This window comes from Nonomuraea wenchangensis (assembly GCF_900111685.1).
GTDB classification, from domain to species: domain Bacteria; phylum Actinomycetota; class Actinomycetes; order Streptosporangiales; family Streptosporangiaceae; genus Nonomuraea; species Nonomuraea wenchangensis.
The window spans coordinates 72,617-91,051 of the sequence record NZ_FOHX01000003.1 but is presented as its reverse complement, the minus strand read 5'-3'; the positions used below and the strand labels follow the sequence as shown (position 1 = coordinate 91,051).

General features: G+C 71.8%; 19 protein-coding genes and 1 tRNA gene. 3 read left to right on the top strand and 17 right to left on the bottom strand.

The annotated features are described in order from the left end of the window. Positions 1-24 precede the first annotated feature (24 nt). The gene (locus BMW85_RS08745) at positions 25-552 is read right to left on the bottom strand and encodes a DUF4262 domain-containing protein (RefSeq protein ID WP_091079178.1); all 528 of its coding nucleotides are present in this window, start codon (positions 550-552) and stop codon (positions 25-27) included. A gap of 74 nt (positions 553-626) precedes the next feature. Then, positions 627-698 (bottom strand) — tRNA-Arg (locus tag BMW85_RS08740). Between the two features lie 116 nt (positions 699-814). Here BMW85_RS08740 and BMW85_RS08735 point away from each other — a divergent pair. Next, on the top strand, positions 815-1,195 hold the full coding sequence (locus BMW85_RS08735; protein ID WP_091080640.1) for a response regulator transcription factor: 381 nt from the start codon (positions 815-817) through the stop codon (positions 1,193-1,195). An 83-nt stretch (positions 1,196-1,278) separates the two neighbouring features. Further along, a complete protein-coding gene (locus BMW85_RS08730; RefSeq protein WP_177240560.1) occupies positions 1,279-1,944 on the top strand; it encodes an AIM24 family protein in 666 nt (221 codons plus the stop codon). Between the two features lie 29 nt (positions 1,945-1,973). On the opposite strand, the gene BMW85_RS08725 is transcribed toward BMW85_RS08730, so the two are convergent. The 11 genes from BMW85_RS08725 to BMW85_RS08675 form a co-directional block, all read right to left on the bottom strand. Continuing rightward, positions 1,974-3,017, bottom strand: coding sequence for a cellulose binding domain-containing protein (locus BMW85_RS08725; RefSeq protein WP_091079174.1), 1,044 nt, complete (start codon positions 3,015-3,017; stop codon positions 1,974-1,976). Between the two features lie 118 nt (positions 3,018-3,135). Continuing rightward, complete coding sequence (locus BMW85_RS08720) at positions 3,136-3,975, bottom strand: universal stress protein (protein ID WP_177240559.1); 840 nt, start codon at positions 3,973-3,975, stop codon at positions 3,136-3,138. Continuing rightward, positions 3,972-4,325, bottom strand: a complete 354-nt coding sequence (locus BMW85_RS08715) for a hypothetical protein (protein ID WP_245774698.1) — start codon at positions 4,323-4,325, stop codon at positions 3,972-3,974. Before BMW85_RS08715 ends, BMW85_RS08720 begins: the two co-directional genes overlap by 4 nt. Before the next feature lie 79 nt (positions 4,326-4,404). Beyond that, complete coding sequence (locus BMW85_RS08710) at positions 4,405-5,262, bottom strand: SDR family oxidoreductase (protein ID WP_091079171.1); 858 nt, start codon at positions 5,260-5,262, stop codon at positions 4,405-4,407. A gap of 40 nt (positions 5,263-5,302) precedes the next feature. Next, the gene (locus tag BMW85_RS08705; RefSeq protein WP_091079169.1) at positions 5,303-5,845 is read right to left on the bottom strand and encodes an HdeD family acid-resistance protein; all 543 of its coding nucleotides are present in this window, start codon (positions 5,843-5,845) and stop codon (positions 5,303-5,305) included. 46 nt (positions 5,846-5,891) lie between these two features. Then, positions 5,892-5,996, bottom strand: coding sequence for a zinc-binding dehydrogenase (locus tag BMW85_RS52480; protein ID WP_425434327.1), 105 nt, complete (start codon positions 5,994-5,996; stop codon positions 5,892-5,894). 50 nt (positions 5,997-6,046) lie between these two features. Next, positions 6,047-7,270 (bottom strand): acyl-CoA dehydrogenase family protein, encoded by a 1,224-nt coding sequence (locus BMW85_RS08695; protein WP_091079167.1) that lies wholly within the window; start codon positions 7,268-7,270, stop codon positions 6,047-6,049. A gap of 8 nt (positions 7,271-7,278) precedes the next feature. Then, positions 7,279-8,253 (bottom strand): ABC transporter ATP-binding protein, encoded by a 975-nt coding sequence (locus BMW85_RS08690; RefSeq protein ID WP_091079164.1) that lies wholly within the window; start codon positions 8,251-8,253, stop codon positions 7,279-7,281. Further along, complete coding sequence (locus BMW85_RS50865) at positions 8,243-10,135, bottom strand: dipeptide/oligopeptide/nickel ABC transporter permease/ATP-binding protein (protein WP_091079161.1); 1,893 nt, start codon at positions 10,133-10,135, stop codon at positions 8,243-8,245. Before BMW85_RS50865 ends, BMW85_RS08690 begins: the two co-directional genes overlap by 11 nt. Next, complete coding sequence (locus tag BMW85_RS08680; protein WP_020544460.1) at positions 10,128-11,066, bottom strand: ABC transporter permease; 939 nt, start codon at positions 11,064-11,066, stop codon at positions 10,128-10,130. The genes BMW85_RS50865 and BMW85_RS08680 overlap by 8 nt, the downstream gene beginning before the upstream one ends. Then, on the bottom strand, positions 11,063-12,691 hold the full coding sequence (locus BMW85_RS08675) for an ABC transporter substrate-binding protein (protein WP_091079160.1): 1,629 nt from the start codon (positions 12,689-12,691) through the stop codon (positions 11,063-11,065). The genes BMW85_RS08680 and BMW85_RS08675 overlap by 4 nt, the downstream gene beginning before the upstream one ends. 89 nt (positions 12,692-12,780) lie before the next feature. Between BMW85_RS08675 and BMW85_RS48190 the strand changes: the two genes are divergently transcribed. Then, positions 12,781-13,500, top strand: coding sequence for a TetR family transcriptional regulator (locus tag BMW85_RS48190; protein ID WP_177240558.1), 720 nt, complete (start codon positions 12,781-12,783; stop codon positions 13,498-13,500). Positions 13,501-13,542: 42 nt separating this feature from the next. Here the strand turns inward: BMW85_RS48190 and BMW85_RS08660 are convergent, their stop codons facing one another. Genes BMW85_RS08660 through BMW85_RS08645 form a run of 4 tightly spaced genes read right to left on the bottom strand, consistent with a single transcriptional unit; the run spans position 13,543 to position 18,267 of the window. Then, positions 13,543-15,456: a DUF6807 family protein gene (locus BMW85_RS08660; RefSeq protein ID WP_091079155.1), complete on the bottom strand. Its 1,914-nt coding sequence runs from the start codon at positions 15,454-15,456 to the stop codon at positions 13,543-13,545. Further along, a complete protein-coding gene (locus tag BMW85_RS08655; protein ID WP_091079152.1) occupies positions 15,456-16,508 on the bottom strand; it encodes a mandelate racemase/muconate lactonizing enzyme family protein in 1,053 nt (350 codons plus the stop codon). The genes BMW85_RS08660 and BMW85_RS08655 overlap by 1 nt, the downstream gene beginning before the upstream one ends. Beyond that, positions 16,505-17,377, bottom strand: a complete 873-nt coding sequence (locus tag BMW85_RS08650; RefSeq protein ID WP_091079149.1) for a 5-dehydro-4-deoxyglucarate dehydratase — start codon at positions 17,375-17,377, stop codon at positions 16,505-16,507. Before BMW85_RS08650 ends, BMW85_RS08655 begins: the two co-directional genes overlap by 4 nt. Next, positions 17,377-18,267: an NAD-dependent epimerase/dehydratase family protein gene (locus BMW85_RS08645; protein ID WP_091080633.1), complete on the bottom strand. Its 891-nt coding sequence runs from the start codon at positions 18,265-18,267 to the stop codon at positions 17,377-17,379. Before BMW85_RS08645 ends, BMW85_RS08650 begins: the two co-directional genes overlap by 1 nt. Between the last annotated feature and the right edge of the window lie 168 nt (positions 18,268-18,435).

Here is an 18,435-nt window from a genome sequence, read left to right as displayed (position 1 = left end):
ACGACCGGACATCCGGCTCGGCCTTCACAGGTCTTGTGTCCATACGCCGGGAGGATGTTCGTCAGGCCTCAACCACAGGTGCGGCTGGTGGCCGCGGTAGCGGTCGTCCCCGTCTGATCGCCATGGGAAACTGCCGTCCCGGTCGGGCCAGACGACCTGGAGAAACGGGAAGGGCGGCCGTCGGTAGAACCCGATGGCCGTGCCGAAGAAGGCGCGGTACCAGTGGTGATCGACGGCTTTGAGAGCGACGGGGTGTTGGTCGATGATGTCGCGCCATTCCTGTTCGGCCTCCAGTGCCAGGCCCGCGACCACCTTTTCGCCGAGGGTGTTGAGGCAGGTCCGCATGTCGTGGATGTCCAGGCCGAACATGGCCAGCTCGGGCGAACGGTAGTTGTGCCACAGCCCGATGGTGAAGGCCCAGCCTGGCCCGTGCTCGTCATGAGGGATCATCACGACCTGCAGGCCGTGCTCCTGAACCTTCTCGATCGTGGCCAGAGTACGACGATCCAGGTCACCAGGGTCGTCGCACAGGACGCAGTGGCATGCGCTCATCGACAGGCCCTCCAGAACATAAAAGGACCTGCGTTTCCGCAGGTCCTTTGCCCTCTTGCGAGGTAGATCGTGTGTGCCCCCTGCAGGATTCGAACCTGCGCACCCGGCTCCGGAGGCCGGTGCTCTATCCCCTGAGCTAAGGGGGCTCAACAAGGGAAAAGGCTATCAGCATCTGGGGAGTGGTCGGCACCAGATAACGCTCGTCGAACACATCCCGCGAAACCCGCACGCGCGTGCCGTCTCAGGAGTTAGCTTGGCGGCCGTGGCCGAGGTTCTTGGGAAAGTACTGGTCGTTGATGACGACGAGGTCATCCGGCAGCTCATCGCGGTCAACCTCAACCTGGAGGGGTTCGAGGTGGAGACCGCCACCGACGGGCAGGACTGCCTGGATCGGGTACGGGACATCAAACCGGATGTCATCACGCTCGACGTCATGATGCCGCACTTGGACGGCTGGTCCACGGCCGAGAGGTTGCGTACGGAGCCGGACACCAGCCACATCAGGGTGGTGCTGGTCACGGCGCGGGCGCAGGACGACGACCGGCGGCGGGGGTTGGGGATCGGGGTGGACGCCTACCTGACGAAGCCGTTCGATCCGGCGGAGCTGATCGAGGTCGTGCGGGAGTTGGCGGCCAGGGGCTGATCAACGGCGGCCCCTGCGCGCGGGTCCGAATTGTTCCGTACGCTGGCGGGGCAGAAGTCCGGAGCGGCGGAGAGGTCTGAGGCGTGCGTAGCTCGGTGTTCGGCAATCTGGAGGGGCAGGGGCTGCCGGGCGGGTTCGTCCTGCAGAACGGCAAGATGCTGCGGGTCGAGCTGCCCTCCGAGGTGCTGGCCAAGCAGGGGTCCATGGTCGCCTTCCAGGGGCAGATGGACTTCGACTACGAGGGCGGCGGGCTCGGGAAGCTGCTGAAGAAGGCGGTGACGGGCGAAGGGGCCGCGCTGATGCGGGTGCGCGGCCAGGGGCTGCTCTATCTCGCGGACAACGCCGACGACATCCACCTGTTCTTTCTGGAGAACGAGGGCCTGACGGTCAACGGGCGGAACCTGCTGGCGTTCCAGCCGTCGCTCACCTGGGACATCAAGCGGGTGCAGGGTGCCGGAATGGCGGCCGGCGGGCTGTTCAACACGACCGTCACGGGCACCGGGTGGGTGGCGGTGACCACGCACGGCACGCCGGTGCTGCTCGACGCGGCGCGCATGCCGACGTACGTGGACGCGCAGTCGGCCGTGTGCTGGAGCACGCAGCTTGAGGTGGGCGTGAACCGTACGGTGAAGATGGGGGCGCTCATCGGGCGGGGGAGCGGGGAGGCCATGCAGCTCGCGTTCAGGGGGCAGGGGTTCGTGCTGGTGCAGGCCAGTGAGGGCCCGCCGGTGGTGAAGGCCACGTCCTGAGCGACCTGCCGGCCACCGGCGGGGGATGGTCAGGAGCAGGTGGGGCTGGGGGCGGTGTTGGTGCCGTTGTAGGAGGCCAGGAAGCCGAACGTGGTGGACGCGCCCGGCGCCAGCGAGCCGTTCCAGCTCTCGTTGCGCACGGTGACGTTCGCGCCGCTCGCGCTCAGCGTGCCGCCCCAGATCTGGGTGACCTGCTGGCCGTTCGCGAACGTCCAGCGCACGGTCCAGCCGCTCATCGGCGCCGTGCCGGTGTTCTTGACGGTGACCTCGCCCTGGAAGCCGCCCTGCCACTGGCCGGCGTTGCGGTAGGTGGCGGTGCATCCGCCGCTCGTGGTGGGGGTGACCGTGGGGGTGACGGTCGGGGTCGGGGTGACGCCGGACAGGGCGTTCACCAGCGCCGGATACCACTTGTCCGACATCTTCTGGTCGCCGGCCGCGTTCGGGTGCACCCCGTCGTAGGTGTCGCTGGCCGTGTTGAAGCCGGTCCACTGGTCGACCACGGTGATGGGGGACTGCGCGGTCGAGGTGGACGAGGCCCAGGCGGGGATGGCGTTGTTGAAGGTGACGGTGCGCTGGCCGCACTCGGCGCAACTTGACGGGTTCATCGGAATGATCTTGGCGACCAGGATCTTCATGGCGGGGTTGCTGGCCCGCATCTGGTTCACCAGCGTGGTGAACGCGCCGAGGATCGTCGCCGGCGGGATGTTGCTCCACACGTCGTTGGTGCCGAAGTGCATCATGACGACGTCGGGCCTGGTGGCGGAGAGCCAGCCGGGCAACAGGTTCTGGTTGGCCACGTTCGTGGCCAGGTAGCCGCCGTGGCCCTCGTTGTCGCCGTCGTGGGCGACCCCGCAGCCCTGGGGCGGCAGCGTGCCGACGAAGTCGATGTCGGTGTAGCCGGTGCTCTGTAACTTGTTCCAGAGCAGTGCCCGCCAGCAGCCCGGCGACCCCGTGATCGAGTCTCCCAAGGGCATGATCCTGATGGCGGCCGCGCTGGCCGGCGTGGCGGTCAGGTACATCACCACCGCGGCCAGGGCCAGGAACGCCGCCAGCGCACCGCTGGTCTTCCGCATCGTCCGCTCTCCCGTCGTCGTCTGGCGCTGATCGTAAAAGCGCGGTCGTACGACGGAAAGCGGCTAACCGGTCAAGGAGCCGCGACCTGCGGCGTTGCCGTACCGGAGCGTGTAACTTTCAGCGGACGACGGCGAGCGGGCACGGCGCGTGATGGAGCAGGGCCTGGCTGACCGAGCCGAGGATCAGCCCGGCGAAGTAGGTGTGGCCGCGCGAGCCGACCACGAGCAGGTCCGCCCCCGCCGCCGCCTCCTTGAGCACTTCGACCGGATGGCCGTGGACGACCTCCGTCACGACCGTGACGCCCGGATGCCGTTCCTGCCGCTCCTCCACGAGCGCCTGCAGCTCGCGCAGGACGTCCTGCTCGCTGTCGGGGTCGGCCGGGCCGAACCCGGTGACCTGCGGCCAGGCCCACCCGTGCACGGCCCGCAGCGGCACGCCGCGCCTGCCCGCCTCGGCCAGGGCGAAGTCCAGCGCCCGCAGCCCGTGGGGGGAGCCGTCGACGCCGGCCACGATCTCGCCGCGCGTTCCCGGCGTGCCCGCGGGCCGGGCCGGCACCAGCACCACGTCCGTGCCGGAGTGCGCGGCCACCCCGTACGCCACGGACCCGATCAGCAGCCCGCGCAGGCCGCCGGTCCCCCGGTTGCCCACGACCAGCAGCTCGGCGTCCGCGGCGGCCTCGATGAGCGCGGCGCGCGGATCGCCGGGCAGCAGCTCGGTGTGCACCTCGACGTACGGGTGCTCCCTCCGCACCCGGTCCTCGGCCGCGGCGAGCACGGTCGCGCCGCCCTCGCGCAGCCACCGGCTGACCTCGGCGTAGCGGCCGCTGTCGTTCTCGGTCACCCAGCGGGCGACGGCGTGGGCCACGGTCAGCGGCGTACGGCGCAGCGCCGCCTCGGCCCCGGCCCACGCGGCGGCCTCCAGCCCGGTCCGCGACCCGTCCACCCCGACGAGGATCATGACAGGGCGTAACACTCGACCTCGGCCCGCCGGTAGGGCACGCCCTGTTCGACGGAGTGTCGTACGCACTGGCGCTCGGACTTGCTGAGCCTGAGCTTGCCGCACACCGTGATGCCGGAGTAGGTGCGGCAGTCGAGTGATTTGTCCGTCCGGCCGATGCGGTACAGCTCCACGACCTCGGCGCGGCATCGCGCCCGGGCCTTGGCGGTGTCGGCGTAGCGGCACTGGGAGACCAGGACCTGATACTGCTCCCGGCTGACTTCCTGCTGCGACATGCCATCACCTGCGGCGGCGGGACCTCCCATCGCGGTCACCACCACGAGCCCTGCAACAGCGGCGATCTTCTTCATGTTCCCCCTGATGGGGACCGTACCGCTGTGGACGATCGGCAAACCTCGCGGGCTCCCGGCGGAGCCCGCGAGGGCGGGCTCAGCCCGGCAGCGTCTCGCCGCCGATGGGGGCGAGAACCTCGCCGGTGTAGTACGACGACATGCGGTTCGCGGCGAAGAAGACGTACGAGGGGGCGATCTCGTCCGGGTCGGCGGCCCGTCCCATGGGCGCCTGCTCGCCGAACTTCTCCACCTTGCCCTCCGGCATGGTCGCCGGGATCAGCGGCGTCCAGACCGGGCCCGGCGCGACGGCGTTGACCCTGATGCCGCGTTCGGTGAGGTTCTGGGCCATGGAGTAGGTGAACGCGTTGATCGCGCCCTTGGTGGCGGCGTAGTCGATGAGCGTCTTGTTGCCACGCAGCCCGTTGATCGAGGACGTGTTGATGATCGCGCTGCCCTCGCGCAGATGGGGGAGCGCGGCCTTGGTGACGCGGAAGTAGCTGTGGATGTTGACCGCGAACGTGTGCTCCCACTGCTCGTCGGACAGCTCCTCCAGGCCGTCCACCGGCGCCTGGTAGGCCACGTTGTTGACCAGGACGTCCAGCCCGCCCAGCTCGGACACCGCCTGCGCGACGACCGAGCCGCAGTGCGCCGCGTCCCCGAGGTCGCCCGGCAGCAGCACGCAGCGACGGCCGGCCTCCTCGACCAGCTTGCGGGTGTGGGCGGCGTCCTCGTGCTCGCTCAGGTACGCGACCGCGACGTCGGCGCCCTCCTTGGCGAAGGCCACCGCGACGGCCCTGCCGATGCCGGAGTCGCCGCCGGTGATCAGCGCCTTCTTGCCTTCCAGGAGGTTCCGTCCGACGTAGTCGCGCATCTCGTCGCGGGGCTCCGGGGACATCTCGCCCGTACGGCCGGGGTACTGCTGGTTCTGCTGTGGTGGTGGTGTGGTTTCCGGCATGCTCAGCGGTCTGCCCCTGGGGCGGACCGCCTAACGCGCGTCACACCGCGGCGTGCGCCCGCAGCCGCCGCATCCGGAAGGCGAGGACGATCAGCACGATCCCGGCCAGGATGGCGTAGATGCCGATGATCAGCGCGACGGTGAGCGCCCCGGCCGCCGGCCAGGCCAGCACCAGCACGCCGAACAGCACCGACAGCGCGCCGCCGAGGACGTGCAGCCACTCGCCCTGGATCTCGCGGCGCATCCTGATCGCGGTCATGATCTCCGCGACGCCGGTCACGACCGCCCAGATCCCGATGAGCAGCGTGATGACCAGCACCGTCACCCCGGGCCAGAGCAGGCACAGGATCCCGAACACCACCCCGGCCACGGCCAGCAGGATCAGCGGGGCGCGCCGCCCCTTGGCCGCGCGGGTGGCGGCGACGCCGGCGAGGATGCCGTCCACGAGCGCGTACGCGCCGAACACGACGGCCAGCACCAGCAGGGTGATCCCCGGCCAGGCGACGGCGAGAATGCCGAAGATCAGGGCGAGCACCCCGCGCAGGGCCAGGGCCCACCAGTGGCCCAGAAAATCGTCGATCATAGTGCGGTTACTGCCCGGGAGGGGCAACCGCATTCACCGTCCGTCGTCACACGGTCACGACGATCTTTCCCGTGGGGTGGCCGGTCTCGAAGTGGCGCATGGCTTCGCGGGCGTCGGTCAGCGCGTACGTGCGGTCGACGACCGGGGTCAGGGCGCAAATGGGGGTGCCGGCGGTCCCGGAGGACCGCCGGCGGTGTGGCGTCAGATGGGCAGTCCGCCGGTGGCGGAGCTGGTGGATCCGGTCGCCTGGTAGGCGGCGATGGTGCGTTCGGCGATGCGCATCTGGTGGATCTCGTCCGCGCCGTCGGCGAAGCGGGCCCAGCGGGCGTGCTGGAACATGTCCGCCAGCGGCGTGTCCGTCGAGTAGCCCAGCGCGCCGTGCACCTGGATGGCGCGGTCCACGATGCGGTTGAGGCTGTTGGCCACGAAGTGCTTGGCCATCGAGACCTCCGTACGGAAGTCCTCGCCCTTGTCGATCTTCGAGGCGGCGTGCAGGACCATCAGCTTGCACTGGTAGAGCTCCATCGCCGAGTCGGCGATCAGCCACTGGACGCCCTGCTTCTCGGCGAGCAGGGAGCCGTGGCTGTAGCGGTTGAGCGCGCGGTCGACCATCATGTCCAGGGCCGTCTCCGCCTGGGAGATCCAGCGCATGCAGTGGGCGAGGCGGGCCGGTCCGAGACGGTACTGTCCCAGGCGGTGGCCGTTGCCCCGGCCGCCGAGCACGGCGGTGTCCGGCAGGCGGAGGTCCTCGATGACGATCTCGCTGTGGCCGGTGGAGCCGTGCATGGTCTCGACCTCGCGGACGTCCTTCCAGCCGGGGTTGGGCAGGTCCACGAGGAAGGCGGTGGTGGCGCCGCGGGTGCCCTCGGGGACGTCCTGCTCGGTGCGGGCGATGAGGATGGCGAAACTGGCCCGGCGGGCGTTGGAGATGAACCATTTGTGGCCGTTGATCACCCATTCGTCGCCGTCCTGCACGGCGGTCGTCCGGATGAGGGTCGGGTCGGAGCCGGCGACCTCGGGCTCGGTCATCGCGAAGCAGGACATCTGGGTGCCCTCCAGCAGCGGGCGGAGATACTTCTCCTTCTGCTCGTCGGTCGCCCAGTGCAGCAGGGTGTGCATGTTGCCCTCGTCCGGGGCCTGGCAGTTGAGCACCCACGGGCCGATGCGGGTCTTGGCCGCCTCCGACTGCACCATGGCCAGCTCCACGTGCCCCAATCCCATGCCGCCCCACTCCTTCGGCATGTGCGGCAGCCACAGGCCCTCGGCCTTCGCCTGGGAGCGGAGCCGGAAGATGGCGCGCAGGTAGGCGTCCCGGTCGCCCTCCCGCACCTCCTCCATGGCGGGGATGACGGTGCCCTGGATGAACGAGCGGACCCGTTTGCGGATCTCCTCGTGCTCGGGGGCGAGGGTGAAGTCGATGGCCATCGTGCCTCTCAGTGGTTCGGTGCGGGGTTGTGGCAGGCCAGCCAGTGGTCTTCGCCGATCTGCCGGATCTGGGGCTCCTCCAGCGAGCAGCGGTCCGTGGCGCGCGGGCAGCGCGTACGGAACCGGCAGCCGGAGGGCGGGTCCACGGGGGAGGGCGGCTCGCCGGTGATCAGGGTCTCCGCCGGCCGGGCGCTGCTCGGGATGGAGGCGATCAGGGCCCGGGTGTACGGATGCGCGGGCCGGGAGATGAGGTCCCCGCCCGGCGCCAGCTCGCACACCTTGCCCAGGTACATCACCATGACGCGGTCGCTCACGTTCTTCACCACGGCCAGGTCGTGCGCGATGAACACGAGCGTCAGCCGGTAGCGCGCCTTGAGGTCCTCCAGCAGGTTGAGAATCTGGGCCTGCACCGACACGTCCAGCGCCGACACCGGCTCGTCGCAGATCACCACCTCGGGCTCCAGGATCAGGGCGCGGGCGATGGAGATGCGCTGGCACTGCCCGCCCGAGAACTCGTGCGGCCGCCGCTCCGCCGCCGTCCCCGGGTCGAGGCCGACCGCCTCCAGCACCTCGTCCACCCGGTCGCCGGGCAACTGCCACACGCGCGGGCCCTCGCCGACGATGTCGCGGACGCGGCGGCGCGGGTTGAGCGAGGAGATCGGGTCCTGGAAGATCATCTGGAGGCGCCGGCGGGTACGGCGCAGGGCCTCGCCGCGCAGGGCGGTCAGCTCCTGGCCGTCCAGCAGCACCGAGCCCGAGCGCGGCGGCGGCAGTTGCACGAGGGCGCGGGCCGCGCTCGACTTGCCGCACCCGGACTCGCCGACGATGCCGAGCGTCTCGCCCCTCCGCAGGTCGAAGCTGACCCCGGCGACGGCGCTCACCGTACGGCCGGCACGGCCCGCGGGGAACTCCACGACCAGATCCTCCACCCGCAGCAGCACCTCGTCACGAGGGCGCAGGTGCGCGTTCCCGCTACCGGCCATCGACGTGCGTCCCTTCCAGAGAGGTCTCGGTCGAGGGGAGCGGGTGCCAGCACGCGTACGCGCGCCCCTCCACCTCCGTCAGCGGCGGCGGCTCGGTGGCGCAGCGGTCCCCGGCGTACGCGCAGCGCGCGCGGAAGGCGCACCCGGCGGGCAGGTCGGCGAGGTCGGGCGGCCGGCCGGAGATGACCCGGAGCCGGTGGTGGGCCGGGTCGGTGAGTCGGGGCGCGGCCTGGAGCAGGGCCTCCGTGTACGGCATGCGCGGCCGGCCGAACACCTCGGCCGCCGGCCCCCGCTCGACCACCCGCCCGGCGTACATGACGATGACCTCGTCCGCCCAGCGCGCCACCACCGACAGGTCGTGGCTGACCAGCACCACGGCCATGTCGCGCTCCTCGCGCAGCCGGTGCAGCAGCCGCAGCACCTGGTCCTGGATGGTGACGTCGAGCGCGGTCGTCGGCTCGTCGGCGAACAGCACGTCGGGCCCGCACGACAGCGCCATGGCGATCGTCACCCGCTGCCGCATCCCGCCGGAGAGCTGGTGCGGGTAGCGGCGCAGCGTGCGGGCGGGGTCGGGGATGCCGACGGAGGCCAGCAGCCGTACGGCCTCCTCGCGCGCCTGCCGCCGGCCCATGCGCAGGTGCACCCGCAGCGGCTCGGTCACCTGGGCGCCGATGGTCCGCACCGGGTTGAGCGCGGTCATCGGGTCCTGGAAGACGGTCCCGAGGCGCGGCCCGAGCACCGAGCGCATCTCGGCGGGCGAGCGGGCGGTCAGGTCGTCGCCGGACAGGTAGACGGTGCCGCCGCGCACCGCCGTGCCGGGCAGCAGGCCGAGGATCGACCTGATGAGCATGGACTTCCCCGAACCGGACTCGCCCACGACGGCCAGCGTCCGGCCGCGTTCCAGCGTGAAGGAGACCCCGTCCACGGCCTTGACCAGGCCGCGCGGGGTGACGAAGTGCGTCCGCACGTCCTCGGCCTGCAGCAGGCAGTCCCGCACGGGGTGCGGCGCGGTGGGCGCGGGGACGGCGGCGACCGCCTGGCGCACCGGCTCCAGGCCGATCTCCCGCACGTCGGTCAGCGCCCGCAGCCGGTCGCCGACCAGGTTGAACGACAGCACGGTCAGGAACATCACGACCGACGGCGCGAGGACCACGTTGGGGGCGTCCTCCATGATGGTGCGGCCCTCGTTGATGAGGCCGCCCCAGGTCGGGGTGGGAGCCTGGACCGACAGGCCGAGGAAGGCGAGGCTGCCCTCGGCGACGATGACCACGGCCATGCCGATGAACGCGTACGACGAGGCCGGCACGGCGACGTTCGGCACGACCTCGCGCCACAGGATGCGCCGGTCGCGGGCGCCGAGCACCCGGGCGGCGAGCACGAACTCCCGCCCGGCGTAGGTGAGCGTGGATCCGCGCACGAGCCGCACCCACGACGGCACCCCGAGCACACCCAGCACGATGATCACATTGCGCAGGTTCGCGCCCGCGAACGCCACCACGGCGAGGGCGAAGACGAGCGCGGGGAACGCCTGCGCCACGTCGTTCAACGCCATGATCACCGCGTCGGCGGCCTTCCTGCGGTAGCCGGCGAGCAGCCCGAGCGGCGCGCCGATGGCGAGCCCGAGCAGCACCGCGCCGAGGCCGACGCCGAGCGAGACGCGGGCCCCGTGCACCACGCGGCTCAGCACGTCGCGGCCGAGCCCGTCGGTGCCGAAGGGATGGGCGGGCGAGGGCCCGGACCGGGGCGGTCCTGCCAGCGTCTCGTCGTAGCGGGCCAGCGGCAGCACGTCCGCCAGCAGCGCGGCCAGCAGCACCAGCAGGATCCAGCCGGTCGCCAGCCAGAACCCGAGCCCGAGTCGAGCACTCAGCCGGCCCCTACGCACGACGGATCCTGGGGTCCACGGCGGCGTACACGAGGTCCACCGCGACGTTGACGGCCACGTAGCCGACCGAGATCAGCACGACGCCTCCCTGAACGGACAGGTAATCCCGGGAGAAGATGGAGTCGACGATGAGCCGCCCGACGCCGGGCAGCCCGAAGAGGGTCTCGATGATGACCGCGCCGCCGATGAGCGCGCCCAGGTTGAGCCCGACGGCGGTGATGAGCGTGATGGCGGACGGGCGCAGCGCGTGCCGCCACAGGATGCGGCGCGGCGACAGCCCGCGGGCGCGGGCGAGCGTGATGTAGTCCTCCTGGAGGGTGGCGATCAGGTCCGTACGCAGCAGCCGCGCGTAGACCGCGAGCTGCCCGCAGCCCAGCGTGACCGCCGGCAGGATCACCGACGTCAGGTTCCATCCCAGGTCGAGCGAGATCGGCGTCCACCCGGTCGCGGGCACGACCTGCCAGGTCACCGCGAAGACCAGGATGAGCAGCACGCCGAGCACGAACACGGGCGTGGACAGCAGCGCGAAGCTGAGGGCGGTGAGCGCCTGGTCGAGGGCCCGGCCGGCGCGGCGGGCGGCGGCCACGCCGATCGGGATCGCCAGGCCGAGCGCGATGACCTGCGCCGCGACCAGCAGCTCCAGCGTGACGGGCAGGCGCTCGGCCAGCTCGGCGGCGACCGGCATCCGGGTGATGTACGAGGTGCCGAAGTCGCCGGTCGCGATCCCGCCCAGCCAGTCGAGGTAGCGCACCAGCAGCGGCTGGTCCAGGCCCAGCTCCTGGCGCACCTGCGCGCGGGCCTCCTCCGTCGCCGACAGGCCCAGGATCTGCGTGACCGGATCGCCGGGCAGCAGGTTGAGCAGCGCGTACGACAGGAAGGTGACCGCGAGCAGCACGATCAGGAGCCGGACCAGCCGGTGGACGACGATCACCGCTGGGTGACCCAGATCTGCGTGAACGGGTGGTAGGGGATGGGCGAGCCGGTCAGCGGCAGCCCCTTCTCGCCGTCCGGCAGCGTGTGCTCGCCGATGCCCTGCACGCGCGACCGGGCGATGATCGCCCCGGTGTTGAGGTGGTCGACGAACACGTACGGGACGAGCTCGCGCAGGCGCTCCTGCACGGTGGCGTACGCCTGCTTGCGGGTGGCCTCGTCCGGGCTGATCCGGCCGACGTCGAGGGCCTTGCTGAGCCGGTCGTCCTTGAGCCTGGTCATGTTGAGCGAGATCGAGCCGACCGGCTTGGCGTAACCCTGGTGCATCCAGATGTACTCGCCGTCGGGGTCCTGGGCGGAGAACTGCGTCCACACCGTGGCCTGGAAGCCGCCGGTGATCGCACGGTTGATCAGGTCGGCCTGGTCGGCCTGCTTGATCGACACCTCGATGCCGGCCTTGCGCCACATGTCCTGGGCCAGCTCGACGCCCTGCATGGTGTTCGGGTCGGGAGTGGAGATCAGCTCGAAGCGGATCGGGCCCTTCTCCGCCTCGACCTCCTTGACGAGGGCGGTGGCCTTGGCGAGGTCGTAGTCGGGGTAGCCGCCGGCGGCGTACCAGGGGGAGTCCTTCGACCACGGCCCGTCGGCCGGCTCGGTCAGCCCGCCGCGCAGGGTCGAGATCACCGTCCTGCGGTCGGTGGCGTGGGCGAGTGCCCGGCGCACGCGTACGTCGTCGAGCGGCGCGACGGCGGTGTTGAGCAGGAAGAAGTACTCGGCGACGGCCATGCCCTCGGCCCGGTGCACGCTGTAGGCGTCCTTCATGGCGCCGAACTTGGTCAGGTCCTCGTCGCGGGAGGTGCCGATGGCGTCGATGCCGCCGGCCTCCAGGGTCTGCGCGCGGGTCTGGCTGTCGGGCAGGATGCGGAACTCGATCTCGTCCAGGTAGGGGAGTCCGTTCCGCCAGTAGTGCGGGTTCTTGACGACGACCATGCGGTTGTCCGGCACGTACTCCTTGAAGATGAACGGCCCGGTGCCGACCGGTTTGAGGCTGGCGGTCCTCGGGTCGGCGAGGGAGGCGGGCGGCACGATCATGCCGTTCTGGGCGGCGAGGTAGTAGGGGAAGGCCACCCACGGCTGCGACAGCTTGACCTTGACCGTCATCGGGTCGGCCAGCTCGAACGACTTGATGGGCACGAACACCGCCGCGGTCAGCGGCGACGCCTTCTGCGCCTCCAGGTTGGCCTTGACGATGTCACCGGTCAGCCGGATCCCGTCGGTGAACGCGATGCCGGACCTGACCTTGATCGTCCATTCGTCGTACTTGTCGTTGGGGGTGACCGACTCCGCCAGGTAGGGCTTCCAGCTCCCGTCGGCGGCCACCGCCACCAGCGGCTCGATGATCGTGGTGACCATGCTGTAGCTCTGCGCCGCGAACTGGTCGGTCACCGGGTTGAACCCGTTGGCGTCGGCGCTCAGCCCGTACACCAGCCGGCCGCCCTGCGCGGGCCCCGATGACGCGGCCGACGGGCCCCCGCCCGGCGGGCCGGCGACCGGGCGTTGGCCGCTGCAGGCCAGCAGCACGGCCGTGGCCAGTAACAGCGTGGCCGGCGTTCTCCAGCGTTTCATTCACGCCTCCTCCCGGATCGTCCCCCGAGAGCAATTTCACCGATAGTACTATCGGTGAAAAATCGCACAAGACCCTAGAGGACCGCGTGATGACGACACCGCCGCTCAGCAGGAGCGAGGCGAAGGATCAGACCCGGCGGCGGCTGATCCGGGCCGCGCTCGCGATCCTCGACCAGGAGGGCGAGGCCGGACTGAGCACCGTCAAGGTGGCCAAGGCGGCCGGGATCGCCCAGTCCAGCTTCTACGTGCACTTCAAGGACATGCAGGACCTGCTGCGGGTGCTGGCCGAGGAAGGCGGCGAACGGCTGCGCGGCGCGATGCGCGAGGCCCGGCGCAAGGCCCGCGAGGAGCCCGGCGACCTCGACCGGCACCGCGACACCTTCCGCATCCCCCTGGAGGCCAGCTGCCGGCATCCTGAGCTGCTGCGCATCCAGCTACGGGCGCGGCACGACCCGTCGTCCGCGCTGCGCGACTTCGCCGTACGGACGGCGGCGGCCTACCGCGACCACCACGCCGCCGACCTGGCCGCGCTCGGCTACACCGCCGACGACGAGCGGGACCGGCGGCGGCTGGAGATGATCGCCGAGGGCATCAACGCCGCCACCAACGCCCTCGCCATCGGCCACCTGGAGGGGCGCTACCCCGACCTGGACGAGTGCGCCGACATCCTGACGGCCCTCTCCCGCGGCGCCCTCCGCCTCCTCCGCCACGAGGCCACCGGCCCCCGCCACCCCGATCGGTCGGAGCCTGCCCACCGCCCCGCACCCGCCGACCCCGCAGCAGGCGAGCAGCGGGGGGACGGTGGGTAGGGGGGCGAAGGGCGGCGGGTAGCAGGGGACCGGGGTCCCGGGTCAGACCTGGGCGGCGAGGGCGGCGGCCTGGTCGGTGGTCAGGCGGCCGTCGGCGACGATCGTGACGACCCGGCGGGCCAGCCGTTCCCCGACGACCAGCGGCCGGTCCCAGGCCAGCGCCTGCCCCACCCCCGGATACTCCGTGTTGCGGACGAACCAGGCGTCCCCGTCGTCCTGGACGAACACCAGCGTCCAGTCCCGCCCGTCCGGGTCGGTGCCGGACAGCGCCACCCACCGGTCGCGGCTCCCGTGCACGGCCTCCTCGCCGCCGGGGAGCGTCGCCCGGTCCGTGGACGTGCCGGGCGCGCGCCAGAAGAAGCCGCCGTACCCCGCCCCCGCGCGCCCCTTGCTGGCCGAGCTGTTGACCTCGACGGGCGCCCCGGTGAGGTTCGTCAGCGTGAACGCGAAGTCCAGCGCCCAGGCGCCGTCCCCCAGCGGCCGGGCGGTGACGACGCGCTCCTCGCGCGCCACGACCCGCCCGTCCGGGCCCGCCCACTCCAGCTCCTCGGTGAAGCCGTCGTCGGCGAGCCGGGTGAAGGCCCGGTGCCACTGCGTGCCGTGGTCGTCGAGCCAGGTCGGCCCCTGGTCCTTGACGTACGTGCGCCCGCCCCAGAAGTTCACCCCGCCGAGGTCGGAGATCGCCACGCCCGCGCCCAGGTGGTGCACGTGGTCCTCGGGCCGTACCTCGGTGACCTCGACGCCGCCCAGCGTGCGCACCCGGTGCAGGTAGGGCCGGGGCGAGTCGGTGGCGGGCAGGTCGGGCCGGATCTCGTACGCGGCCACCTCCGCGCCGCCGACCAGCAGGTTCACCCGCGACCACGGCGCGTCCAGCTCGGAGTAGAGCGCCAGCTCGTCCGCGCTGCGGGCGGTCAGCTCGGCGATGCCGGGCAGCAGCCTGCGGACCACCTCGCCCGCCGCGTCCCGCTCGGCCACCTGGTGCCGCTCGGCGATCGGCAGCGGCTCGGGGGCGCGCCGCACGGCGTCCAGGACCTGGGTGAACGCCTCGGTGCGGGCCAGCGGCACCAGCAGCTCCGCGCCCGTCCTGACGTGGTCGATCAGGTTCTCCAGCAGGCCGGTGCGCTCGTAGACGGTGGTGGTGACCGAGCCGTCGGCGTGCTCGACCTTGAGCTGGTCCTGGGTGTAGACGAGCGTGGCGCGGCCCCGGTCGCCGTGCACGACGAGGTACGGCTCGTGCCGCTCGGCCGCGCACAGCGACACCGCGATCGTGATCGTCAGCCCGTCGTCGAGCCGGATCCGTACACAGGAGGTGTCGTCCGACTCGATCGGGTTGGCGTGGTAGAGCTCGGTCTCGATGCCGGCGACGCCGCTGCCGGTGAGCGCCAGCGCGGTCGCGACGGCGTGCGCGAACGGGTTGGTGAGCGCGCCGTCCACGACGTCCACGCCGTTCAGCCGGCGCTTGCCGGCCCAGGCCGAGCGGGTGAAGTACGCCGCCGGCCGTTCCCAGGCGCCCGCGCCGCCGATGCCGCGCACCTCGCCGAGTGCGCCGCCCGCGATCAGCTCGCGCAGCGCGGGGACGGCCGCCGAGCCGAGCGACTGGAAGCCGACCTGGAGCGCCCGCCCGGTCTCCTCGACCGCCGCCGCGATCCGCCGGTGCTCGTCCGGGCTGGGCGCCGGGGGCTTCTCCAGCAGCACGTGGGAGCCGGCGCGCAGCGCGGTCACCGCGAGGTCGGCGTGCGTGTGGATCGGCGTGCAGATGACGGTGAACTCCGCGCCGGTCTTCTCGATCAGCTCGCCCAGGTCGGGCGACTGCAGCGGCGTGCCGAAGTCGACCTCGACCGGCCGCACGTCGCAGATCCCGACCAGCTCGACCAGCCCCTGGGCGGCCAGCCCGCGCAGGTTGCCCAGGTGGTGCCGGCCGTGCCCGTTGGCCCCGACCAGAACGACCTTCTCCATCACGACCACCTCAGTCCGAGTCCCGCGTGCCCGCCCGCGCGCAGCATCCCTCCGGACACCTCCACCGGGTACGGCTCCCGCAGCAGCCCGAGCGCCGCGAAGGAGGCGTCCTCCACGTCCTCGGCCATGGCCGGCAGCGGCAGGGCCAGCGCGAGCTGCCCGGACAGCTCGCTCAGCAGGTGCGGGTAGACCGGCACGTCGTACGTCCTCGCCAGCTCGGCGATGCGCAGGAACGGCGTGATGCCGCCGACCCTGACCACGTTCGGCTGCACCACGTCGCAGGCCCCGGCGGCCAGCAGGTCGCGGAAGCCGTAGGTGGTGTAGACGTTCTCGCCGACGGCGATCGGCACGTCGATGGAGCGGCGCAGCTCCACGTGCGCGGCCACGTCGTCGGCGGGCAGCGGCTCCTCGATCCAGTGCAGGCCGAACTCGCGCAGCGCGGCGATGGCCCGCCGGGCGCGGTGCAGGTCCCAGCGCTGGTTGGCGTCGATCATCAGCAGCCGGTCGGGGCCGATGACCTCGCGGACGGCGGCGACCCTGGCGACGTCCTCGGCCAGGTCGGGACGGCCCACCTTGATCTTGACGCCACGGAGGCCGGCGGCCGTCCAGCGGCGGGCCTGCTCGACCAGCTCCTCCAGCGAGTAGTGCAGGTTGACGCCGCTGCCGTAGACCGGGACCTCGTCGCGCCGCCGGCCGAGCACGTCGGGCAGGGCGGCCTCGCCGCAGCGCAGGTCCCACAGGGCGAGGTCGATCCCGGCCAGCGCGATCGTGGTGATCCCGCCGGGGCCGGCCTCGCGGGTGTGCCGCCAGAGCCGGTCCCACACCACCTCCGGGTGCGGGGGCTGGCCGATCAGCGCCTCGCGCAGGTCGTGGTCGAGCAGTGCCCGTACGGCGTGCGCGCCGATCTGCGGCGTCCACGCGAACCCGGTGCCGGTGCGGCCGTCCTTGAGCGTGACGTGGGTGACGATGACGTGGTTGGCCGGCACGTCCGCGCCCCACGGGCGGGGGAGCGGGGCGGTGCGCAGCTCGGTGCGCAGGTCGGCGACCGTCATGACGCCGCCAGCTCCAGGCCGGTCTTGATCAGCGCCTCCAGCTCCGCCAGGTGCTCGTCGGTCACGTCCACGAGCGGCGGGCGGACCGGGCCCGCGTCCAGGCCGCGCAGCCGTACGCCGGCCTTGACCAGGGCGACGGCGTAGCCGGGGACCTTGCCGCGCAGCCGTACGAGGGGGGCGTAGAACTCGGTGAGCAGCCGCTCGTCGCCGTTCAGGTAAGCCTTCGCGATCTCCGGCGCGAACGCGAACACCGCGCTGGAGTAGAGCTCCACGCCGATGCCCCGGTAGGCGGGCATGGTCAGCTCCGCCGTCGGCAGCCCGTTGAAGAACAGGAAGTCCGGGTGCGTCTCGCGCACCGCGAGCACGGTCCGCTGCATGCGGTCGATGTCGCCGAGCCCGTCCTTGAGCCCGATCACGCCGGGGACGCCGGCCAGCTCGACCACGGCCTCCGGCTCCAGCACCACCGAGCCGCGCTGGTAGACGATGACCGGCAGCTCGGCGGCGACCGCCTCCACGTACGCGCGGAAGCCGTGCCCCGGCCCCTGCGCCAGGTAAGGCGGCATGAGCAGCAGCCCGTCGGCCCCTGCCTCCCGCGCGGCCCGCGCCTGGCTGAGCGCCGCGCCGAGCGGCCCGCCCGCGCCCGCGAACAGCGGCACCCGCCCGCCCACCACGTCGGCCGCCACCCGGATCACGCGCTCGTGCTCGGCCTCGGAGAGCGCGGAGAACTCGCCGGTGCCGCAGGCGGCGAACACGCCGCCCGGCCCGTGCTCCAGGCCGCGCCCGATGTGCTCGGCCAGCGCCTCCTCGGCGAGCCTGCCCTCGGCGTCGAAGGGGGTGACGGGGAAGAACAGCACACCGCTGAGATTCATCAGGACTCTTCCTTGAGCTCGGTACGCCAGCTCCGCTTGGCCTGCCAGCCGAGCAGACGCTCTGCCTTGGTGGTCGAGAAGGCGGGGGAGGCGCCGGTGAGCCCCGCCGCGAACGGTTCGGTGCCCGGCACCACCTGGGGAAGCAGCTCGGCCAGCGGCTCCCTGGCGAGGGCGTCTGCGGCGCCGACGAAGAACACCTCGCCGTTCGGCAGCTCGGGCAGCGCCTCGATGAGCACGCCGGTGAACTCGGCGGCGTCGCGGGCGTCCACGTAGTTGAACAGCGACACCCCGCCCAGCTCGGGCCGGTCCAGGCGCTCGGTGAGCGTGTGGCCCGACTGCGTGGGGGCGCCGGCCCACTCCTCGGGGGCGATGACGAAGCACGGCCTGATGGCGGCGAAGTGCGTGGTGCCGGCCTCGGCGAACGTCTTCATGGTCTGCTCGGCGGTCACCTTGGACAGGTTGTACGCGTTCCAGGGCCGCACCGGGTGCTCCTCGTCGATCGGCAGGTACGCCGGCGCCCACCCGCCCGGCGCCCCGTAGCCGATCACCGTGGGGCTGCTGGCGATCACCACGTTCCGCACGCCGAGCGTCACCGAGGCCTCGCACACGTTGAACGCGAGCTGCGTGTTGACCTTGAAGATCACCGACTCGGGCCGGCTGAACGGCGTGGCGATGGCCGCCAGGTGGATCACCGACTCGGGGCGGAAACGCGCGACGACCTCGAACGCCTCTCCCGTGTCGGTGAGGTCGGCCGGTAAGACGGCGGCGGCCTCCGCCGGTGTCCCGGGGGCGCTGTCGACGCCGATGACCTCGTGCCCGGCCGCCGCCAGCGTGGCGACCACACTGCGGCCGAGGCGTCCTGCGCTTCCGGTGACGAGGACTCTGCTCACCGTGAGGGGCTCCTTCAAGACTGCAAACAGTTGCACTAAACCTTTGTGTCCCCAGGGCCGGGGCGTCAAGAGGGGATTTCGTGGCGCTGGTGCTACCAGGGGGTTTCCGGCTGGTCCGGGTACGGGGTAGACCGGCAAGCGCTTTCAGCGTACCCATGGGTTCTGCAA

Bases quoted from the DNA above. Each gene is read 5' to 3' on its own strand.
- BMW85_RS08720 (WP_177240559.1), bottom strand. From the start codon at position 3,975: ATGATCCTCGTCGGGGTGGACGGGTCGCGGACCGGGCTGGAGGCCGCC.
- BMW85_RS08745 (WP_091079178.1), bottom strand. From the start codon at position 552: ATGAGCGCATGCCACTGCGTCCTGTGCGACGACCCTGGTGACCTGGAT.
- BMW85_RS08690 (WP_091079164.1), bottom strand. From the start codon at position 8,253: ATGGCCGGTAGCGGGAACGCGCACCTGCGCCCTCGTGACGAGGTGCTG.
- BMW85_RS48190 (WP_177240558.1), top strand. From the start codon at position 12,781: ATGACGACACCGCCGCTCAGCAGGAGCGAGGCGAAGGATCAGACCCGG.
- BMW85_RS08705 (WP_091079169.1), bottom strand. From the start codon at position 5,845: ATGATCGACGATTTTCTGGGCCACTGGTGGGCCCTGGCCCTGCGCGGG.
- BMW85_RS08710 (WP_091079171.1), bottom strand. From the start codon at position 5,262: ATGCCGGAAACCACACCACCACCACAGCAGAACCAGCAGTACCCCGGC.
- BMW85_RS08675 (WP_091079160.1), bottom strand. From the start codon at position 12,691: ATGAAACGCTGGAGAACGCCGGCCACGCTGTTACTGGCCACGGCCGTG.
- BMW85_RS08650 (WP_091079149.1), bottom strand. From the start codon at position 17,377: ATGAATCTCAGCGGTGTGCTGTTCTTCCCCGTCACCCCCTTCGACGCC.
- BMW85_RS08725 (WP_091079174.1), bottom strand. From the start codon at position 3,017: ATGCGGAAGACCAGCGGTGCGCTGGCGGCGTTCCTGGCCCTGGCCGCG.
- BMW85_RS08660 (WP_091079155.1), bottom strand. From the start codon at position 15,456: ATGGAGAAGGTCGTTCTGGTCGGGGCCAACGGGCACGGCCGGCACCAC.
- BMW85_RS08715 (WP_245774698.1), bottom strand. From the start codon at position 4,325: ATGAAGAAGATCGCCGCTGTTGCAGGGCTCGTGGTGGTGACCGCGATG.
- BMW85_RS08695 (WP_091079167.1), bottom strand. From the start codon at position 7,270: ATGGCCATCGACTTCACCCTCGCCCCCGAGCACGAGGAGATCCGCAAA.
- BMW85_RS08655 (WP_091079152.1), bottom strand. From the start codon at position 16,508: ATGACGGTCGCCGACCTGCGCACCGAGCTGCGCACCGCCCCGCTCCCC.